The 16,200-nt window shown below is 56.7% G+C and carries 15 protein-coding genes and 2 pseudogenes; 2 read left to right on the plus strand and 15 right to left on the minus strand.

Annotated elements, in window-relative coordinates; translation table 11 throughout:
* Window positions 1-54: 54 nt before the first annotated feature.
* Window positions 55-633, minus strand: a pseudogene (locus tag APT89_RS23185) (DeoR/GlpR family DNA-binding transcription regulator); the annotation flags it as partial.
* Between APT89_RS23185 and APT89_RS04640 the strand changes: the two are divergent.
* Window positions 632-1,156, plus strand: a pseudogene (locus tag APT89_RS04640) (trans-aconitate 2-methyltransferase); the annotation flags it as partial. The pseudogenes APT89_RS23185 and APT89_RS04640 sit on opposite strands and share 2 nt — an antisense overlap.
* A 6-nt stretch (window positions 1,157-1,162) precedes the next feature.
* On the opposite strand, the gene APT89_RS04645 reads toward APT89_RS04640, so the two are convergent.
* The 6 genes from APT89_RS04645 to APT89_RS04670 all read right to left on the minus strand — a co-directional run bounded on the left by APT89_RS04645 (window position 1,163) and on the right by APT89_RS04670 (window position 6,634).
* Window positions 1,163-2,353 carry a cytochrome c biogenesis protein/redoxin gene (locus APT89_RS04645; protein ID WP_060571833.1) on the minus strand — a complete coding sequence of 397 codons (1,191 nt, stop codon included), beginning with the start codon at window positions 2,351-2,353 and terminating at the stop codon, window positions 1,163-1,165.
* A 136-nt stretch (window positions 2,354-2,489) separates the two neighbouring features.
* Entirely contained in the window at window positions 2,490-3,788 is a 1,299-nt protein-coding gene (locus APT89_RS04650; RefSeq protein WP_060571834.1) for an ATP-binding protein, read from the minus strand.
* Window positions 3,785-4,525, minus strand: coding sequence for a response regulator (locus tag APT89_RS04655; protein WP_060571835.1), 741 nt, complete (start codon window positions 4,523-4,525; stop codon window positions 3,785-3,787). Before APT89_RS04655 ends, APT89_RS04650 begins: the two co-directional genes overlap by 4 nt.
* Before the next feature lie 44 nt (window positions 4,526-4,569).
* On the minus strand, window positions 4,570-5,565 hold the full coding sequence (locus APT89_RS04660; RefSeq protein WP_045630422.1) for an alpha/beta fold hydrolase: 996 nt from the start codon (window positions 5,563-5,565) through the stop codon (window positions 4,570-4,572).
* A gap of 145 nt (window positions 5,566-5,710) precedes the next feature.
* Window positions 5,711-6,151, minus strand: a complete 441-nt coding sequence (locus APT89_RS04665; RefSeq protein ID WP_041909975.1) for a GNAT family N-acetyltransferase — start codon at window positions 6,149-6,151, stop codon at window positions 5,711-5,713.
* A gap of 12 nt (window positions 6,152-6,163) precedes the next feature.
* Window positions 6,164-6,634, minus strand: a complete 471-nt coding sequence (locus APT89_RS04670; protein WP_060571836.1) for a GNAT family N-acetyltransferase — start codon at window positions 6,632-6,634, stop codon at window positions 6,164-6,166.
* A 144-nt stretch (window positions 6,635-6,778) separates the two neighbouring features.
* On the opposite strand from APT89_RS04670, the gene APT89_RS04675 reads away from it, so the two are divergent.
* The gene (locus tag APT89_RS04675; RefSeq protein ID WP_048958212.1) at window positions 6,779-7,327 is read left to right on the plus strand and encodes a GNAT family N-acetyltransferase; all 549 of its coding nucleotides are present in this window, start codon (window positions 6,779-6,781) and stop codon (window positions 7,325-7,327) included.
* Here APT89_RS04675 and APT89_RS04680 read toward each other — a convergent pair.
* The 8 genes from APT89_RS04680 to sad form a co-directional block, all read right to left on the minus strand.
* A complete protein-coding gene (locus tag APT89_RS04680; protein WP_041909978.1) occupies window positions 7,315-8,229 on the minus strand; it encodes a bestrophin family protein in 915 nt (304 codons plus the stop codon). The genes APT89_RS04675 and APT89_RS04680 overlap by 13 nt on opposite strands.
* Before the next feature lie 200 nt (window positions 8,230-8,429).
* Entirely contained in the window at window positions 8,430-9,881 is a 1,452-nt protein-coding gene (locus APT89_RS04685; protein WP_060571837.1) for a tagaturonate reductase, read from the minus strand.
* A 116-nt stretch (window positions 9,882-9,997) separates the two neighbouring features.
* Window positions 9,998-10,525, minus strand: coding sequence for a GNAT family N-acetyltransferase (locus APT89_RS04690; RefSeq protein ID WP_045630591.1), 528 nt, complete (start codon window positions 10,523-10,525; stop codon window positions 9,998-10,000).
* An 83-nt stretch (window positions 10,526-10,608) separates the two neighbouring features.
* Window positions 10,609-11,574 (minus strand): sensor domain-containing diguanylate cyclase, encoded by a 966-nt coding sequence (locus tag APT89_RS04695; protein WP_060571838.1) that lies wholly within the window; start codon window positions 11,572-11,574, stop codon window positions 10,609-10,611.
* 170 nt (window positions 11,575-11,744) lie between these two features.
* Complete coding sequence (locus APT89_RS04700; protein ID WP_060571839.1) at window positions 11,745-12,107, minus strand: DUF4186 domain-containing protein; 363 nt, start codon at window positions 12,105-12,107, stop codon at window positions 11,745-11,747.
* Entirely contained in the window at window positions 12,107-13,033 is a 927-nt protein-coding gene (gene glsB, locus APT89_RS04705; RefSeq protein ID WP_060571840.1) for a glutaminase B, read from the minus strand. Before glsB ends, APT89_RS04700 begins: the two co-directional genes overlap by 1 nt.
* A 62-nt stretch (window positions 13,034-13,095) precedes the next feature.
* A complete protein-coding gene (locus tag APT89_RS04710) occupies window positions 13,096-14,685 on the minus strand; it encodes a methyl-accepting chemotaxis protein (RefSeq protein ID WP_041909985.1) in 1,590 nt (529 codons plus the stop codon).
* A 107-nt stretch (window positions 14,686-14,792) separates the two neighbouring features.
* Complete coding sequence (sad, locus tag APT89_RS04715) at window positions 14,793-16,181, minus strand: succinate-semialdehyde dehydrogenase (protein WP_060571841.1); 1,389 nt, start codon at window positions 16,179-16,181, stop codon at window positions 14,793-14,795.
* Window positions 16,182-16,200: the final 19 nt, after the last annotated feature.

Raw genomic sequence — 16,200 nt, forward strand, 5'->3', positions numbered from 1 at the left:
AATTTCACTCGCTTGCGAGTACCCGCGCCAGCCAGTTTTCTGGCTGGCTCACGCTCATGCCAATACGACCGATACCCCTTTTTCCGATAAAGCATTGACCCAGCCGCGGTCGGTATCGCCTTCGACGACAATCGTATTCGCCAGCGCCACATCGCCAATAACAAATGATGACGCCGTATTTATTTTTTCCGGCGACGCCAGGACAACCGTCTCGGCGGCTCTGCCGGAAAATGCACGTTTGATGCACGCCTCTTCGAAATCTCCGGTCGTCAGCCCTGCTTCCGGATGGATACCGGTCACGCCCATAAAGAACAGATCCGCATGAATGTTTTCGATACCTTCGATGGCCGCCGCGCCGACGGCGACAATCGAGTGTTTATACAAACGGCCGCCGATCAGAATCACCTCGATGGAAGGATGATTAACAAGCCCCAGGGCAATGCTCGGACTGTGCGTCACCACGGTAATACGCAGGTCACGCGGTAAAAAAGCGATCAATTCTGAAGTGGTCGTTCCACCGTCAACGATCACCACCTGGCCCGAAGAAATCAGCTGCGCCCCCTTCTGCGCCACCTTTCTTTTGGCATCCATTTTAACGGACTGTCGTTCCGCGAAAGGCACAGTAGCGGAAGAGTTCGTTGAGGCCGATATCCGCCAGTTCAGGCCAGGCCAGCCGTTGAACCTCATCTATGCGAACGCATCCCTACAGTGGATACCTGACCATTACGATCTCCTGCCGCATCTGGCGTCACTGCTCACGCTCAATGGCGTGCTGGCGATCCAGATGCCGGACAACTGGCTTGAACCCACGCATGTGGCGATGCGTGAAGTGGCGCTGGAGCAAGGCTACCCGGACCGTGGCCGCGAGCCGCTGCCTGGCGTGCATGCCTATTACGATATTTTATCGGAGGCCGGCTGCGATGTGGATATCTGGCGGACAACCTATTTCCATAAAATGAGTTCGCACCAGGCCATTATTGACTGGGTCAGCGCGACCGGTTTGCGCCCGTGGCTCCAGGAACTGAACGAGAGCGAGCAGCAACGTTTCCTGAAACGCTACCATGAACTGCTGGAAGAGCAGTATCCGCTCCAGGAAAACGGGCAGATACTGCTGGCTTTTCCTCGACTGTTTATGGTTGCCCAGCGTCAGCCCTGAACGGCGCTATGAACGGGCCTCTTTGAGCAGCTGCTGGATAACCTTTTCCTGCTGCTCATAATTCCCTTCGCCAAACGAGGTATAGCGTAGCTGACCTTTAGCATCGAAATAGTAGTGCGCGGGCCAGTACTGGTTGCCGAAAGCGTTCCAGATCTGATAGTTGTTGTCCGTCACAACCCGGTACGGCAGCTGCCATTTATTTACCGCGTTTTTCACCGAGGCGATGGGTTTCTCCCAGGGGTATTCAGGCGTGTGTACCCCTATGACGACCAGGCCCTGAGACTGGTATTTTGTTGCCCAGTCGCGCACGTGCGGAAGCGTATGCTGGCAGTTAATGCAGTCCCAGGTCCAGAAATCGATCAGTACCACCTTCCCGCGCAGTGATTCAGACGTGACAGGGTCACCATTTACCCACCCTGTTCCACCGCTTAACGAAGGCAGCTGGCTGCTGGGCTCGGTCATGACGACCGGTTGAAGCTTCGCCGGTTGCGCGGCGGGCTTTGCCAGATTCAGCAGCGCGGTTTCAAGACGATCCGCGACGCCGTTTGCGCCTTGCAGAGCAGACGTCATCCCCGTTGCGTTAAAGACAACGGCCGCTAACATCACCACGCCTGCCCCCTGACGTATTTTTTCCATCAGCGCCGATCTTGCTCTCAGCGGCGCCATCAGCGTGCGGCCTCCGAAAACGAGCAGGCCCAGCATCAGCGCGCAGCCGCTACCATAGGCGGCCAGCAAGGCTCCTGTGGCAATGGCCGAGTGTCCGGCAATATTGATGCTGAAAATGGCGCCCAGAATCGGTCCCGCGCAGGGAGACCAGAGCAGCCCGACGGCAAGCCCGGCCAGAAAAGCCGATACCATACCACGCGTTTGCCCGCTTCGGGTGTTGAGGACATTTCCCGCGCTGACTGCCGGCCCGGCGATACGCAGGGCAAAGGCCGGAAAAATTAAGGCCAGCGCGGCTGTGGCCAGGACGATAAGCGCGATCCAGCGCCCGACGATAGTTGCCTCTGCTATCCACTCGCTGGCGACGGTGACGACCATCGCCACCAGGGTGAACATGACGATCATCCCCGCGAGCAGCGCCAGAATATGTCGCCGCTGCCCCTGAAAACCGGCGAACAGGAGAGGAATTACCGGGAGCGTACATGGACTGAGCAGGCTTATCATCCCGCCCAGGAAAGCAATTATCAGAAACATAGATACCTCACAATACAAGTCCTGCGACGCTGCAGTGAGGCTATTTCATCGTGCGGATGTGTTCAGGATATGTGTAAAAGCGTGGGTTTTTGTCTGGCTCTGTATCGGCCACGCGGGGAGATACAGAACCGTACAATTAAAGGCGCGGGAGAGTAATCGAAACGTCCAGCCCGCCCTCGGCGCGGTTCGCCAGCTTTAGCTTTCCGTCCAGCTGAGCGGTGAGCTGCGCTGCGATCGCCAGGCCGAGCCCTGTCCCGCCGGTGTCGCGGTTGCGTGATGTTTCTACCCGATAAAACGGCTGTAATACCGCCTCCAGCTCGGCATCCGGTATCCCCGGCCCGCCGTCTATGATGTGAATCACCACCTCTCCGGCAACCGAGTCATCAATGCTAATGGTGGCATAGTCGCCAAATTTCAGGGCGTTATCCAGCAGGTTGGTCATCACCCGGCGCAGCGCCTGTGGACGCGTGACGATGGGCAAACGGTTTTCGCCTGCCTGAAACTGCACGTTTTTACCGATGTCCTGATAATCGCAGGCGATGCTGTTTATCCAGGCGTTAAGCTCCAGCTTCAGCGAGGTCTCTTCCAGTGATTCTGATGACCGGGCATACGCAATACCCTCCCGCACCAGACGCGACATGTTATCAAGGTCGTTTAAGAGCTTGTCGCGCAGGTCAGGCTGATCCGCCATTTCAACACGAAGCTTCATGCGGGTAATGGGCGTCTGGAGATCGTGCGATATGGATGCCAGGATCTGCGCCCGCTCCCTGAGATAGGACTGAATGCGCGCCTGCATCGCGTTGAAGGCATGTGCTGCCCGCTGCACCTCGACTGGCCCCTTTTCCGTCATTGGCGTGTTGGCGGCCGGGTCCAGGGAGTCTACCGCGCGGGTAAACTGTGAAAAAGGCCGTATCACCTGGCGTACGGCGATCCAGGAGCAGGTAGCCAGCACGAGCAGCTGCAGAATAAGAACAACGGGCAGCCAGCTGGCGACCGGCGGCATCCGTGGGATCAGGTCAATGGTCAGCGGCGCGCCATCATGTAGCGTGAGATGCGCCTGGATATGTGAAATGGCGCCGGGAACGGCGGTGAAGCTGAGCGGGTACTGTTCCGCTAGCGTCGCTTTTAAGGTTCGGATGGCGTCCCGGGAGCGCTTGTCCGTCGGCGCGTTGCCAGGATCTCCCGGCCCCAGAATATAGCGATAGTTACCCCGTTCAAGGCGCGGCAACCAGGCCGCGCGCTCGCTGGCGGGTAAGCGGTCTAAAATAGCCACGCTGGTCGCGACATCGTATTCCAGATTACCGAGCATCACCGTTCGGGCGCTGTGCATTCGCTCTATCATGACCAGCGTCAGGCTCAGGGCATTGGCGAGCAACAGGCCGGGCAGCACGACGATCAGCAAGCGGGCCAGCAGCGAGCGAGGCCAGAGCGTCATTCGTTAGCCTCTTTGATGGTGACCGACATGGTAAACACATAGCCCTCGCTGCGCACGGTTTTGATATACGCGGGCGTGCGGGCATCTTCATTCAGACGCTGGCGAACCCGGCTAACCAGCAGGTCGATTGAGCGTTCAAACAGCTCGGCGTCACGCCCCTGCGTCAGGTTGAGCAGCTGATCGCGGGTCAGCACCCGCTGCGGGTGGTCAAGGAAAACGCGCAGCAGGCGATACTCCGCCCCGCTGAGCGCCACAATCACCCCTTCCGGGTCGATCAGGTGGCGGGCAACAGTATCGAGCTGCCATTCGCCGAACGTCACCAGCCGCCCTGCTTCCGTCACCTGTAAATTGGGCGGCATCGTGCGAAAACGGCGTAAAATCGCTTTGATACGCGCCAGCAATTCTCGCGCGACGAAAGGCTTTACGACGTAATCGTCGGCTCCCATTTCCAGACCCAGGATCCTGTCCGTCTCCTCGTTGCGCGCCGTCAGCATCAGGATGGGCAGATCTTTATATTTCCCGACGCGTAATTGCCGGCACAGCGTAAGCCCGTCGTCGCCGGGCATCATAACGTCCAGCACCACCAGGTCGATATGCTGCTTGTCCAGCACGACGCGCATCTCTTTGCCGTTTGCCGCGCCAGAGGCGCGATAACCGGACTTAACGAGATAGTCGATAATCAGTTCACGAATATCCCTGTCGTCATCGACGACAAGGATATGATCAATATGCTCCACCGAAATCTCCAGACCGAAGGGTAACGTACTGAAAATAGCACATTTCAGAGTTTGTCAGCGTCAACAACTGCCTTGACGAAATCCTGCGGATCTTCCTGAGGCGGATTGTGCCCCACGGTTGCGCCGAAGGTACGGTGTTCATACTTACCGGTGAATTTACCCGCGTAGGCCTGCGGTGCCGGATGCGGCGCCCCGTTGTTTCCGCCTTCGATGGTGATCGTCGGAACGGTGATATTCGGCAGCGTGGACAGTTTTTGCTCGTAGGCGTCGTATTTGCGCTCGCCTTTTTCCAGCCCTAAGCGCCAGCGATAGTTGCTGAGCGTTACCGCAACGTGATCCGGGTTATCAAGGGATTTGGCGCTGGCGTTAAAGACAGCGTCGCTAAATTTCCAGTCTGGTGAGGCCTGAGACCAGATCAAACGAGCGAAGTCATGCGTGTTTTTGGCATAGCCTTCAGCGCCGCGCTCGGTGGCGAAATAGAACTGATACCACCACTGCTGCTCCGCTTTTGGCGGCAACGGCTGTTTACCAATCTGCTGGCTGCTGATGAGATAACCGCTTACCGAAACGAGCGACTTAACGCGCTCTGGCCACAGCGCCGCAACGATATCGGCCGTACGGGCACCCCAGTCATAGCCTGCAAACACCGCCTGCTTGATATTCAGGGCGTCCATCAGATTTACGATATCTTTCGCCATCGCGGAAGGCTGGCCGTTGCGCGGCGTTTTTGCCGACAGGAAGCGCGTAGTGCCGTAGCCGCGCAGAGAAGGCACAATCACGCGGTAGCCTTTTGCCGCCAGCGCAGGCGCGACTTCAGCGTAGCTGTGAATATCGTAGGGCCAGCCGTGTAACAGAATGACCGGTTGGCCGTCTTTAGGACCAATGTCGACATACCCGACGTTAAGATCGCCGGCGTTAATTTGCTGTGGACGATCGAAAGCCGCCGCGAAGTTAGTGCCGGTGACTTCGGCCTGACATGACATGACGGTGCCAAGGGAAACGGTGAGAGCAAGCGTTGAATAAGCGAGTTTGCTGAACATGTTGGTATCTCCGGTTGAGTACAATTCACGGGGATATAACAACAGTTCAATGTATAGCGGATATGTGCGGAAACGCGTTTATTGCAAGCCTGTGTATGTATCTGGAACACGGATACAGTGTGATACAAACACAGGCATTTTTGCCTTAAAGGGAGAGACGATAGCGGACGTAATCGTCAGCGTCACCGTATCGATCATAGAGTTTACGTGCCGGATTGTTCTCCCGGGTAACCCAGTAGAGCTTTGACCACCCTTCGCGCTTGCCTTCCGCTATCAAGGCATCAATCAGCGCCTTACCCGCTCCCGCGCCGCGCTCGGCTGCATCAACAAACAAATCTTCCAGGTAGCAGATGGGCGCGGTTGACCAGGTTCCTTCGTGCAGAACACACATTGCGAAACCGATGACCTTTGCGTCTTTCTCTACCACGCGGCAGAACATCGGTGAATGCGTTGAGAGCGCCCTTTCCCATGTCGATGCGGTAACGGACTCTTCGAGGTAGCAATCATAAAAATGGGTATAGCCATCCCACAGCGGTCGCCACTGGGGATAGTCGTCTTCGCGTAGAGGTCTTACCGTGACAGCCATGCGTTCCTCACATTACAAGTCGATTACCATTTCAAAACAGCGTAAATCAGCCCCCGCCATACGCGAGTGATGATAGTTTTCGCGCAACGTCACAAACCCCAGCTTCTGATAAAAGGCGTGGGCGTTAGGCGTTGCATCCAGCCTCAGGCGGGTTATCCCCCGGCTGCGCGCCGCGTGTGTAAGCGCCTCGATAATTCTGGTCGCCATGCCTTTTCCTGTGGCTGAAGGCAAGGTGAATATGGCCTCCAGGCAATGGGTATCGAGATCCAGATAGCCGGTAGCCGCAATGACGCCCTTCTCGTCTTCCACCACGTAAAAAGGGTAATCAATGACCATTTGACGGTAATGCTCGGGCATAAGATCCGGCGTCCAGCGTGCAATCACGTCAGCGTCGTAGCTGGTTTTGCAGCCGTCACGAATCGCCTGATTGCGTATATTCCAGAGTATTTCGGCTTCCTGTGGATGAGCAGTTCGTAACGTCATATCACCTCTTCAATATTTCGCCATTAAAGAGACGTTGCCCATTTTTGGTAGTGAATAACCACAGCACGCCTCACCAGAATGTGATAGAGATGAAAATACCAGAACGCAAACAAAAACATAACGCTTAAATAAGGAGATCCGCAGATGACAATACCGGCCCTCACGACAGAACGTCTCCTGCTGAAACCGCTGGTCGCCGAAGATGCGGTTCAGATTCAAAAGCTGTATCCGCGCTGGGAGATCGTCCGCTATTTGGTCTCTTCCGTGCCCTGGCCCTACCCGGATAATGGCGCGGAAAACTATGTGAATAACGTCGCGCTGCCGGATATGGCAAAAGGGATAGCCTGGATCTGGAGCATCCGCCGTCGTGAGGTGCCGGATGCGTTGATGGGGATTATCTGTCTGTACGATGTTGACGATAATAACCGCGGATTCTGGCTGGCGCCGGAGTTTCAGGGACAGGGATATATGCGTGAGGCCAGCATTGCCGCGACGGATTACTGGTTTAATACGCTCAACAAACCCGTTTTGCGGGCGCCGAAGGCCGCCGCGAACAGCCGCTCCCGTCGTATTTCAGACAGCAGCGGCATGCGGCTCATCAGAACGGAAAAGAAAGCCTACGTCAGCGGGATATTGGACTCCGAACTGTGGGAGATCACCCGCGACGAGTGGAACGCCCATCAGGTCAGCTGATAGTATTTATCCGGCATCAGCCTTTCCGGAATGTTCTCTTCATCGTTCATCTGCAGCAGATCGCGTTCCATCATGTTGCAGATGGCGTCCAGCGGAAGGTCGTTATCTTCTGTGCCAAACGGGTCTTCCAGCTCTTCCGCCAGGGTGTCCAGCGAGATAAAGGTGTATGAGATCAGCGCCGAGACAAACGGCGTCATGTAGTGCAGATCCACAACCAGCGCGAACGGCAGCATGATGCAGAACAGATACACCGTGCGGTGCAAAATCAGCGTATAGGCAAACGGCACTGGCGTTGTCGCAATCCGTTCACAACCGGAAAGGACGATGGACATATCGTTGAGGCGGTTGTTCAGGCTGTGGAAAAGGATGTCCGAAAGCTGCCCGTTACGCCGCCGCACGGCCAGCCACTCCCCCATGACCAGCAAAATACGGTTCGCCGGCGAGTTGGCGCCCATTACCTGAGCTAGAACGTCCGGGGAAAGATAGCGAGAGAGCTGGTCAGCGTTCATTTCCCGGCGCAGGGTCATACGCAGGCAGTTGGCAAAGGCGATCTGCAGGCGGACAAATTCCCCCAGGTACTTATCGTCCGGCAAGGTGTTTTTTACCTCGCGAAACAGCGAGCGTGCCGCTATCATCAGTTGCCCCCACAGCTGGCGAGCCTCAACGTAGCGTGAATAGCAGGCGTTGTTTCTGAAACCAAGAAAGATTGCGATCGCCACGCCGAGAATGCTAAATGGCGCCACGGTAAATCTGATGCCCAGCGAGGTATACCACGGCAGCATCAGGATAACGGCGATAGAAAGCAGGAAGTTGAGCAGCAGTCGGGTATAGATTTTGGGGAGTACCGAACCGTGCCAGACGAAAATCAGTTGTAGCCAGTGCTGTTTAGGACGAACAATCATAGTGAGTTTCAGGCAAGAAAAGAGCGTGGCTATTAAACGTGATCCCCATCACGGTTGCAAGCATGTTAACGGAACATTGCATTCTCTCACCTGAAGAATGAAAACCGCACGGTGCTGCATTTGATTTTAAAAACAGGGTAAATAGTATGTTGTAACTAAAACAGTGCCTGTTTAAACCCGGCCGAAGCCGGGTCACGTAATTAGCAAAGCGGCTTCACCGCTGCGCGCATGCCCTTCAGCAGAATGGCATCCAGATCCCGCGTCACCTGATCAACCAGACCGTCCACCTTCGTCAGGTCCTGCTCCCAGTGCGCTTCTACGCTCAGCACGGCGTGCACCAGTTCGCGGGTAGCGAGCTGATTATCGTGATGCTGCGCCCATAGCTGTTGATAACGTTCCAGCCAGAACGCATCATCCTGCACCGGATAGTTCTCTCCGTTACGCTCCGCGCGATAAAATGCGATCAGTGCCGCTAACGCAAACGTCAGACGCGCTGGCAGTTGACCTGAGGCCTTCTGCCCTGCCAGCAGCTGCGGAAGAATACGCGTGCGATACTTGGTCATGCCGTTGAGCGCGATGGAAAGCAGCTGGTGTCTGATGTAGGGATTTCGAAAACGCCCTGTTACCGCGCTGGCGAACGACTCCAGTTCGCTGCGGGGCAAATCGAGAACCGGAATAATCTCCTCATAAATTGCTTTTTCGACGAAAGCGCACACGTCTTCATCATTCATCGCCTCGCCAACCGTATCCAGCCCGGCCTGATAGGCCACCGGTACCAGCGCCGTGTGCGCACCGTTAAGAATGGCGACTTTACGCTCTTTATAGGGCTTGATGTCGTCGACAATCAGCACGTTTAACGGGTACTTATCCAGGCGCAGTTCACCAGCCAGCGAGCCTGGGCCCTGAATTACAAACAGATAAAAGTGTTCAGCCGTGTCCAGGAACCCATCCTGATAACCCAGCCCGGCCTCTAGCGTGTCCACTTCATCCCGCGGGTAACCGGTTACGATACGGTCAACCAGCGTCGAGCAGAAGTGGTTTGCCTCGTTCAGCCACTGGATAAAGGCGGCAGGCAGAGCCCACTCCTGGGCATAGCGCAACACAAGTTCACGCAATGCGTCACCGTTGTAGTCAATCAGTTCACACGGAATGATAACCCAGCCCTTGTCAGGCGCGCCGTTAAAGTGGCTAAAGCGCTCAAACAGCAGGCGCGTTAGCTTCGCCGGGTAGCTGACGGCAGGCGCATCGTCGAATTTATCCCCCGCGTGATAGCTGATTCCGGCTTCGGTGGTGTTCGAGAAAACAAAGCGCATATCCGGGCTGTGTGCCAGTTTCAGAAAGGCGTCGTAATCGTCGTAGACGCTGATTTCACGGTTAACAGAGCGGATAAGTCGGGCTTCGCTCACCTCTTCGCCCTGCTCATTCAGGCCACGAATGATGGTGGTGTACAACCCATCCTGCGTGTTCAGCGACGGCGGGAAGTCGCTCTGAATAGGACGAACGATAACCACACCGGCGTTGAGATCGGTATGTTCATTCAAAAGGTCAATTTGCCAGTCGACAAACGCACGCAGGAAATTGCCTTCGCCAAACTGAATAATGCGTTCGGGATACTGCGCACCGGGAAAATCACGACGGTTGAGCGTGTTCACAAGAGGGTTCCTTTTAGGGTTGGTCATACAGCCTGATAAGATTGGTACGATAACTTATCAAAACTTTACGACCAGAAACCCTGTTTCGATCAATCCCCGGCGTGGTTGTGAAAAAATTATAAGAATTTATAGAACACCGACGTGGCCGTCATAGCGCCGTCCGGCATCAGGGCGTAGCGCGGGATCTCACCGACCTTTTGCCAGCCGGCACGCTGGTAGAAGGTTTCGGCGCCGCTGCCGGTGGAGGTATCGAGCACCAGAACCGAAATGTTTCTGGCCCGGGCCTCAGCTTCCAGCGCTTCCATCAGCGCCATTGCGGCCCCTTTTCGACGCGCTTTTTCATGAACCAGCAGCTTTGCCACGTCCGCACGGTGCGGCTGGTTTTCCGGCTGGTCGGTAATCAGTTGCACCGTGCCGATGACGCCCTCCTGCGGATCAATACTGGCCAGCACCACGCGCTCGTTGCGCCCTACGCTGTCAGCTATGCCGAGCCAGAATGAACGGGCCTTCTCCAGGTTAAAGGGCAGCATAAAGCTGACGGATGCGCCGCCGTTTACGCAGTTTTCGAGGATCCCGGCCAGCGCATCAAGATGAGTGAGAATGTCGTCGCGGGTGAGGTTTTTGATGTGCAGTGAGGTATTCATTTTTTTGTCCTTACGTTGAATACCCTCACTTTGCATTTAACATTTCATTAACGCAAACGGAACGGTCATACGCTTTTGTTATGTCATCTGGCCCGCTGCCGCTGCTGCTTCATGGCATACATTTTTTCATCGGCATCTTTAAGCCACTGCTGCAGGTCGTTGCCGTTATGATCGAATTCGCTCAGCCCCCAGGAGAACAGAAGCGACCATGGATGTAGCTTGCGTGCATTGTAGTTTTCGACCTGCTCGGCGAGATACTGCATGGCAATCCACGCGCCCTTCTCATCCGTATCAGCAAACAGCACGGCAAACTCATCGCCACCAAAACGAACCAGCATATCCGCTTCGCGGAAAGAGGCGCGCATCAGCTGCGCCATGGTCTTTAACGCCTTATCCCCCTCTTCGTGCCCGTAGCGATCGTTAATCTCCTTGAAACGATCCAGATCCAGCCAGCCGAGCGTTAACGGCTCCGCCCGGCGTCGGGCGATGGAGAGCGTGAACCGAACGAGCTGGTTAAAGCCCCGTCGGTTGAATAATCCGGTCAATTCATCCGTGGTCGCCGCGCTGATTGCCGCAAACTCATCTTCAGCCAGCGCGCCCAAATCCCCCAGCACGGCGAGATCGGTCGCTGAGAACTCCCGCGGTGCGTAGTCAATCAGGCAAAGCGAGCCAACGCTTGCGCCGTTGCGTAAACGCAGCGGAAAGCCTGCGTAAAACCGCACGCGAGGTTCGCCGGCCACCAGCGGGTTATCCGCAAAACGATCGTCCTGAAGCATATCCCCGACGATCAGCGGTGCTTCGGTGAGGATGGTATGGCCACAAAAAGAGATGTTGCGCGGAACGGAATCGGGTGCCTGCCCATCCGCCGACTTAACGATCAGCGTATGCTCATCAATAAGGTTGACCATGGCCAGCGGTACCTGGAAAAAGCGTTTTGCCAGACGCGTTAAGCGGTCAAACGCCGGGGAACTGTCAATCTCAAGCAGACCCGATTCGCGCAGCGCGTTAAGTCTGTAAATTTCATTTTCAGGTGTTGCAGGTGCTTTCATAATGTCTCCTGACGTAAAGCGTTACTCAAAGCGTAGCTTAAACCGAGACATTGTCAGCGTTCGACGTCCTGTTAAGCCGCTATCCATTTCACGTCAATGCGTTATGACGATTTGCTCCTCCGCCAGCCGGGTATGAGGCTGCAGGCGGTAAGCGCAGAACGCATTAAATATCATTTTTGGACGTTCATCTGTATCACCAGCCAGCGGTGGATCACGCTGACGATATAATGTTGCTGCTGCGCGCTCAGCTGCACGCCCTGGGGAATGTTATGCCATTTTGCCAGACAGCCCCGGCAGCAGGTCGCGGTGGCATGCTGGGCGATAAACACCGGATGGCCACGCATGGGCGTCTGCTTGCCGTCGTTTGCGGGTTGCGCGGGTGCAAGGCGTTTAGCGACAAAATCGGCGGCATGCTGGTCAATGGTTTCGGGGCCTTTGTCCCAGCAGTACTGTCGTTCCTTATTGCCCAAGCGGAAGCGCGAGCGAAACGTCGATCGCGCCAGGCGGGAAAAGAGGCGATCCAGGTCAGACATCAGTATACAGAACGTCCCAGGCTCTGGGTCAGCTTCTCCAGAACCGCCACGCCGGCAAGTGAATTTCCCGTTTCATCCAGCTCCGGGCTCCAGACGGCAATCGCCATTTCATGCGGCACTATCGCCACCACCCCGCCGCCAACGCCCGATTTGGCCGGAAGGCCAACCCGCCAGGCAAACTCCCCGGCGTTCTGATACATGCCGCTGGTAGCCATCAGGGCGTTAACCTGACGCGCCTGAAGCGGGGAAACCACCTCCTGATCGAGGTGCGGCGCGTGCCCCTGGTGCGCAAGGAACAGAAACGTCTGAGCCAGCTCAACGCAGTTCATCTTCAGGGCGCAGTAATGGAAGTAGTTTTGCAGCACGGTCGCCACGTCATTGTGGAAATTGCCGAAGGATTTCATCAGCCAGGCGATAGCCGCGTTGCGGGCGGAGTGTTCAAACTCCGAGCGCGCCACCACCGAATCATAGGCAATATCGTCCACGCCAGAAAGCTGACGAACAATCTCAAGCATTCGCTGACGCGGTGCGCTGAGGCGGCTTTGCAGCATATCGCAGACCACCAGCGCCCCGGCGTTGATAAAGGGGTTACGCGGTTTACCCTGCTCGATTTCGAGCTGAAGCAGTGAGTTAAAGGGCTGGCCGGACGGATCTTTTCCCACGCGCTGCCAGATCTCTTCTTCCTCATACTGGCGCATCGCCGCGACCAGACTCAGCACTTTAGAAATAGACTGAATAGAAAAGCGTTCAGTGGCATCGCCTGCCTGGTATCGCTGTCCGTCTATGGTACAGATAGCGATGCCCAGCTTATTCCCGCTCACCGAGGCAAGGGCCGGAATGTAGTCGGCCACCTTCCCCTTTCCTAATAACGGACGAACCTGCGCCAGAATCTCGTCCAGCATCTCATTATGGATGACCGCAGCCACTCTTTGCTCCTTGCCCTCAGGCTAAAACGGGCTGCGAGTATAACAGAGGCTAATGTATTGCGTCAGGCGCTAAGACGAAAACGCGAAACGGCCTGCAATAAAAGATCGGACTGCTTTTGCAGGCGTTCAGAGGCCTCCGAGGCGTCAGAAACCAGCAGATCCGTCTGGCGCGAGACCTGATTCAGCGCCTGAAGCTGGCGCGTCATCTGGTGAATACTTTCTCCCTGACTGAGCGTGGCGGTAGAGATTTCATTCAGCAAACTGCTTAAATTGCCCACCAGACCGGTGACCTGCTGCAGGTTCTCTTCCATCAGATTCACGGCGCGGGAGCCGTCTTCAATGCCCTGCACGGAGCGGTTGATCAACTCCTGAATGGTCTGCGTCGAGTGGCTGCTCTTTCGCGCCAGGAGCCCGACTTCCCGGGCGACGACGGCAAACCCGCGCCCCTGGTTTCCGGCATGGGCGGCCTCAATGGCGGCGTTGAGCGCCAGAATGTTAGTCTGAAACGCCACGCTGTCGATCATCGCCACGATCCCGCGCATCTCTGACGATCGCTCGACGATCGCCTGCATGGAGGCATTCACGGTCGACATCATCTGGTCGCCTCCTACGGCAGCCTGACGCGCTTCATCCGCGCGCGAGCTGGCGAGCCGGGCATAGCCGGTATTCCCTTCCACGTGGGTTTCCAGCGCCGCGATATGCGCTGTGACCTCCTCCAGCTCCTTTGCCTGACGCGCCGACTGCTGGTACAGCTTCTGGTTTCCCTCCGCGAGGGAGCCAATATTCTCCACCATCGTGGCTGTGGCGTGGCTGACCTGCGTCACCAGCTGCTGCAAGCCGCGCTGCATGGTGGCAACGCTGTCGCTAAGCTGCCCCGTCTCCCGGTTAAAGCGCATCACGTTTGGCGGCGTGCCGGAGAGATCTCCAGCGGCCAGCCGGTTAATATGTGCAATAAGCCGACGCAACGGCGTAATCACCCACCTGGACATGCCGAACCAGACGGCTGCGGCGATGGCGAGCAGCAGAACCGGCGCCAGCAGGAACAACGTTTGCAGACCGGAGAGCTGCGCCATTAAAGCCTGACGCCCCTGCATGGCCTGCTTCTCGCTGGCCTGCTGATAGCGCGCGTAGTTGTCGTTAAAGTCGGTCTGAAACGCCTGTGCCGGCACGGCAAAAAAGGCATCAATCGAGTTGGTTCTGACAAGCGCTTCCGATTGCTCCTTAATGGCATCGTAAAAAAGCTGGTAGCTGTTAATCAGCGCCTCATCTTTTGGCGGGCTGAGCGCCAGCCAGGCCTTCCATGCCTGCTGAGAAACCGCCAGCGACTTTTGTGCGTCGTCCATCAGGCTGTGCCAGCTTCCTTCCGAGCCGGTTTCTTTATCCTGCATAAACCAGACGCCGGAGCGGTTGAGCAGATCGCTCGCCGCCAGCAGGGAGACGCGCGCCAGATCCAGCTTGCTCTGCTGCTGATACGCCAGCAGGTTTTGTCGTTCATTGCGCTGAGCTTCCTTCAGGGAGGCGTTCAGCAGAAAGGATGAGGAGAGCTGCAGCGCGGAGAAAAGGCCAATAATACAAAAGATACCCGTCAGCAGGCCAAACTGGCGAGGGATAAGACGCTGCGCAATACGGCGAAAAATTTGCGTTAGGTTCATAATTTTCTTCAGTAACAAGACGTTAGACGCGTGCGAGTCTACGAAACGAAAATGACAGAACCATTGCAGATAAATGACAACGGCCCTCGTGATGAGGGCCGAATAAATTACACGCGATCCTTCCACACCGTCTGCACATTACAGAACTCGTGCAAACCAAAATGGGAAAGCTCGCGGCCAAAGCCACTTTTCTTCACGCCACCAAAAGCCACGCGCGCGTCGCTGGCGCTGTATCCGTTGATAAACACCCCACCGCACTCCAGCTCGCGAGAGAATTTATCCGCAAGCGCTGCGTCGGCGGTGAAGACCGTGGCAGACAGGCCAAAGTCGCTGTCATTGGCAAGCGTCAGGGCGTGCGCCGCGTCTTTCGCAACAGTAATGGCCGCGACCGGACCAAACAGCTCCTGGCGGAAGGCCGTCATCGACGGGGTAACGTTCGCCAGCACGGTTGGCGCGTAATAATTCCCCTCAGCGCTGATTTTCTCTCCCCCCAGCAGCAGCGTTGCCCCTTCTGCCAGGCTCGCCTGCACCTGCTGATGCAGTTCATCGCGCAGATCATAGCGCGCCATCGGGCCAAGGTAGTTCTCTTCTTCATCCGGCGAGCCCATCTTTAACGCGGCGACGGCGTCAACGAAGCGTCGGGTAAAGGTGTCTGCAATACCCTCTTCCACAATGAACCGTTTGGCCGCCGCGCACACCTGCCCGGTATTCTGGTAGCGCCCTGCTACCGCCGCCTTCACGGCAAGATCCAGGTCGGCATCGTTGAGAACGATGAACGGGTCAGAACCCCCCAGCTCAAGAACGCATTTTTTCAGCGCCGCCCCCGCCTGCGCGCCAATGGCGGCCCCGGCGCGCACGCTGCCGGTGACGGTAACCGCCGCAATGCGACGATCGTTAATCGCCTGGCTTACGCCGTCATTGGTGGCGTTCACCCAGCCGAATACCCCTTCAGGGAAGCCGGCGTCCGCAAAAATCTGCGCGATAAGTTCCGCCGAGCCAAGCACGTTGGGCGCGTGTTTGAGCAGATAGCTGTTACCTGCCAGCAGGATCGGCACCGCGCCGCGCAGCACCTGCCAGAGCGGGAAGTTCCACGGCATCACCGCCAGAATGGGCCCCAGCGGACGATACTCGATGACCGCGTTGTTATTCTCGACCTGCGTGGGTTCAGCATTCAGCATCGCCGGGCCATGTTCGGCATACCAGTCGCAAAGGCCCGCCGATTTCGCCACTTCCGCCCGCGCCTGCTGAATGGGTTTTCCCATCTCGCGGGACATCATCCGGGCCATCTCTTCCGCGCGACCGCGCAGCGCGGTGCCGAGATCGCGCAGCTTCTGCGCCCGGTGGGCTACGCTTTCGCACCGCCAGTGACGAAAGCCCGCATCAGCCAGCGCGATGGCACGTTCAACCTCTTCCTGCGTCGCCCAGGGATACGAGGCGAGCGTTTCACCCGTTGCAGGGTTAACGGACAGAGCATGTGTAGCAGATGAATATTTCATGATGTTCTCCACGCATTTC

It is taken from the genome of Enterobacter sp. 50588862 (assembly GCF_001462935.1).
Lineage (GTDB): Bacteria > Pseudomonadota > Gammaproteobacteria > Enterobacterales > Enterobacteriaceae > Enterobacter > Enterobacter bugandensis.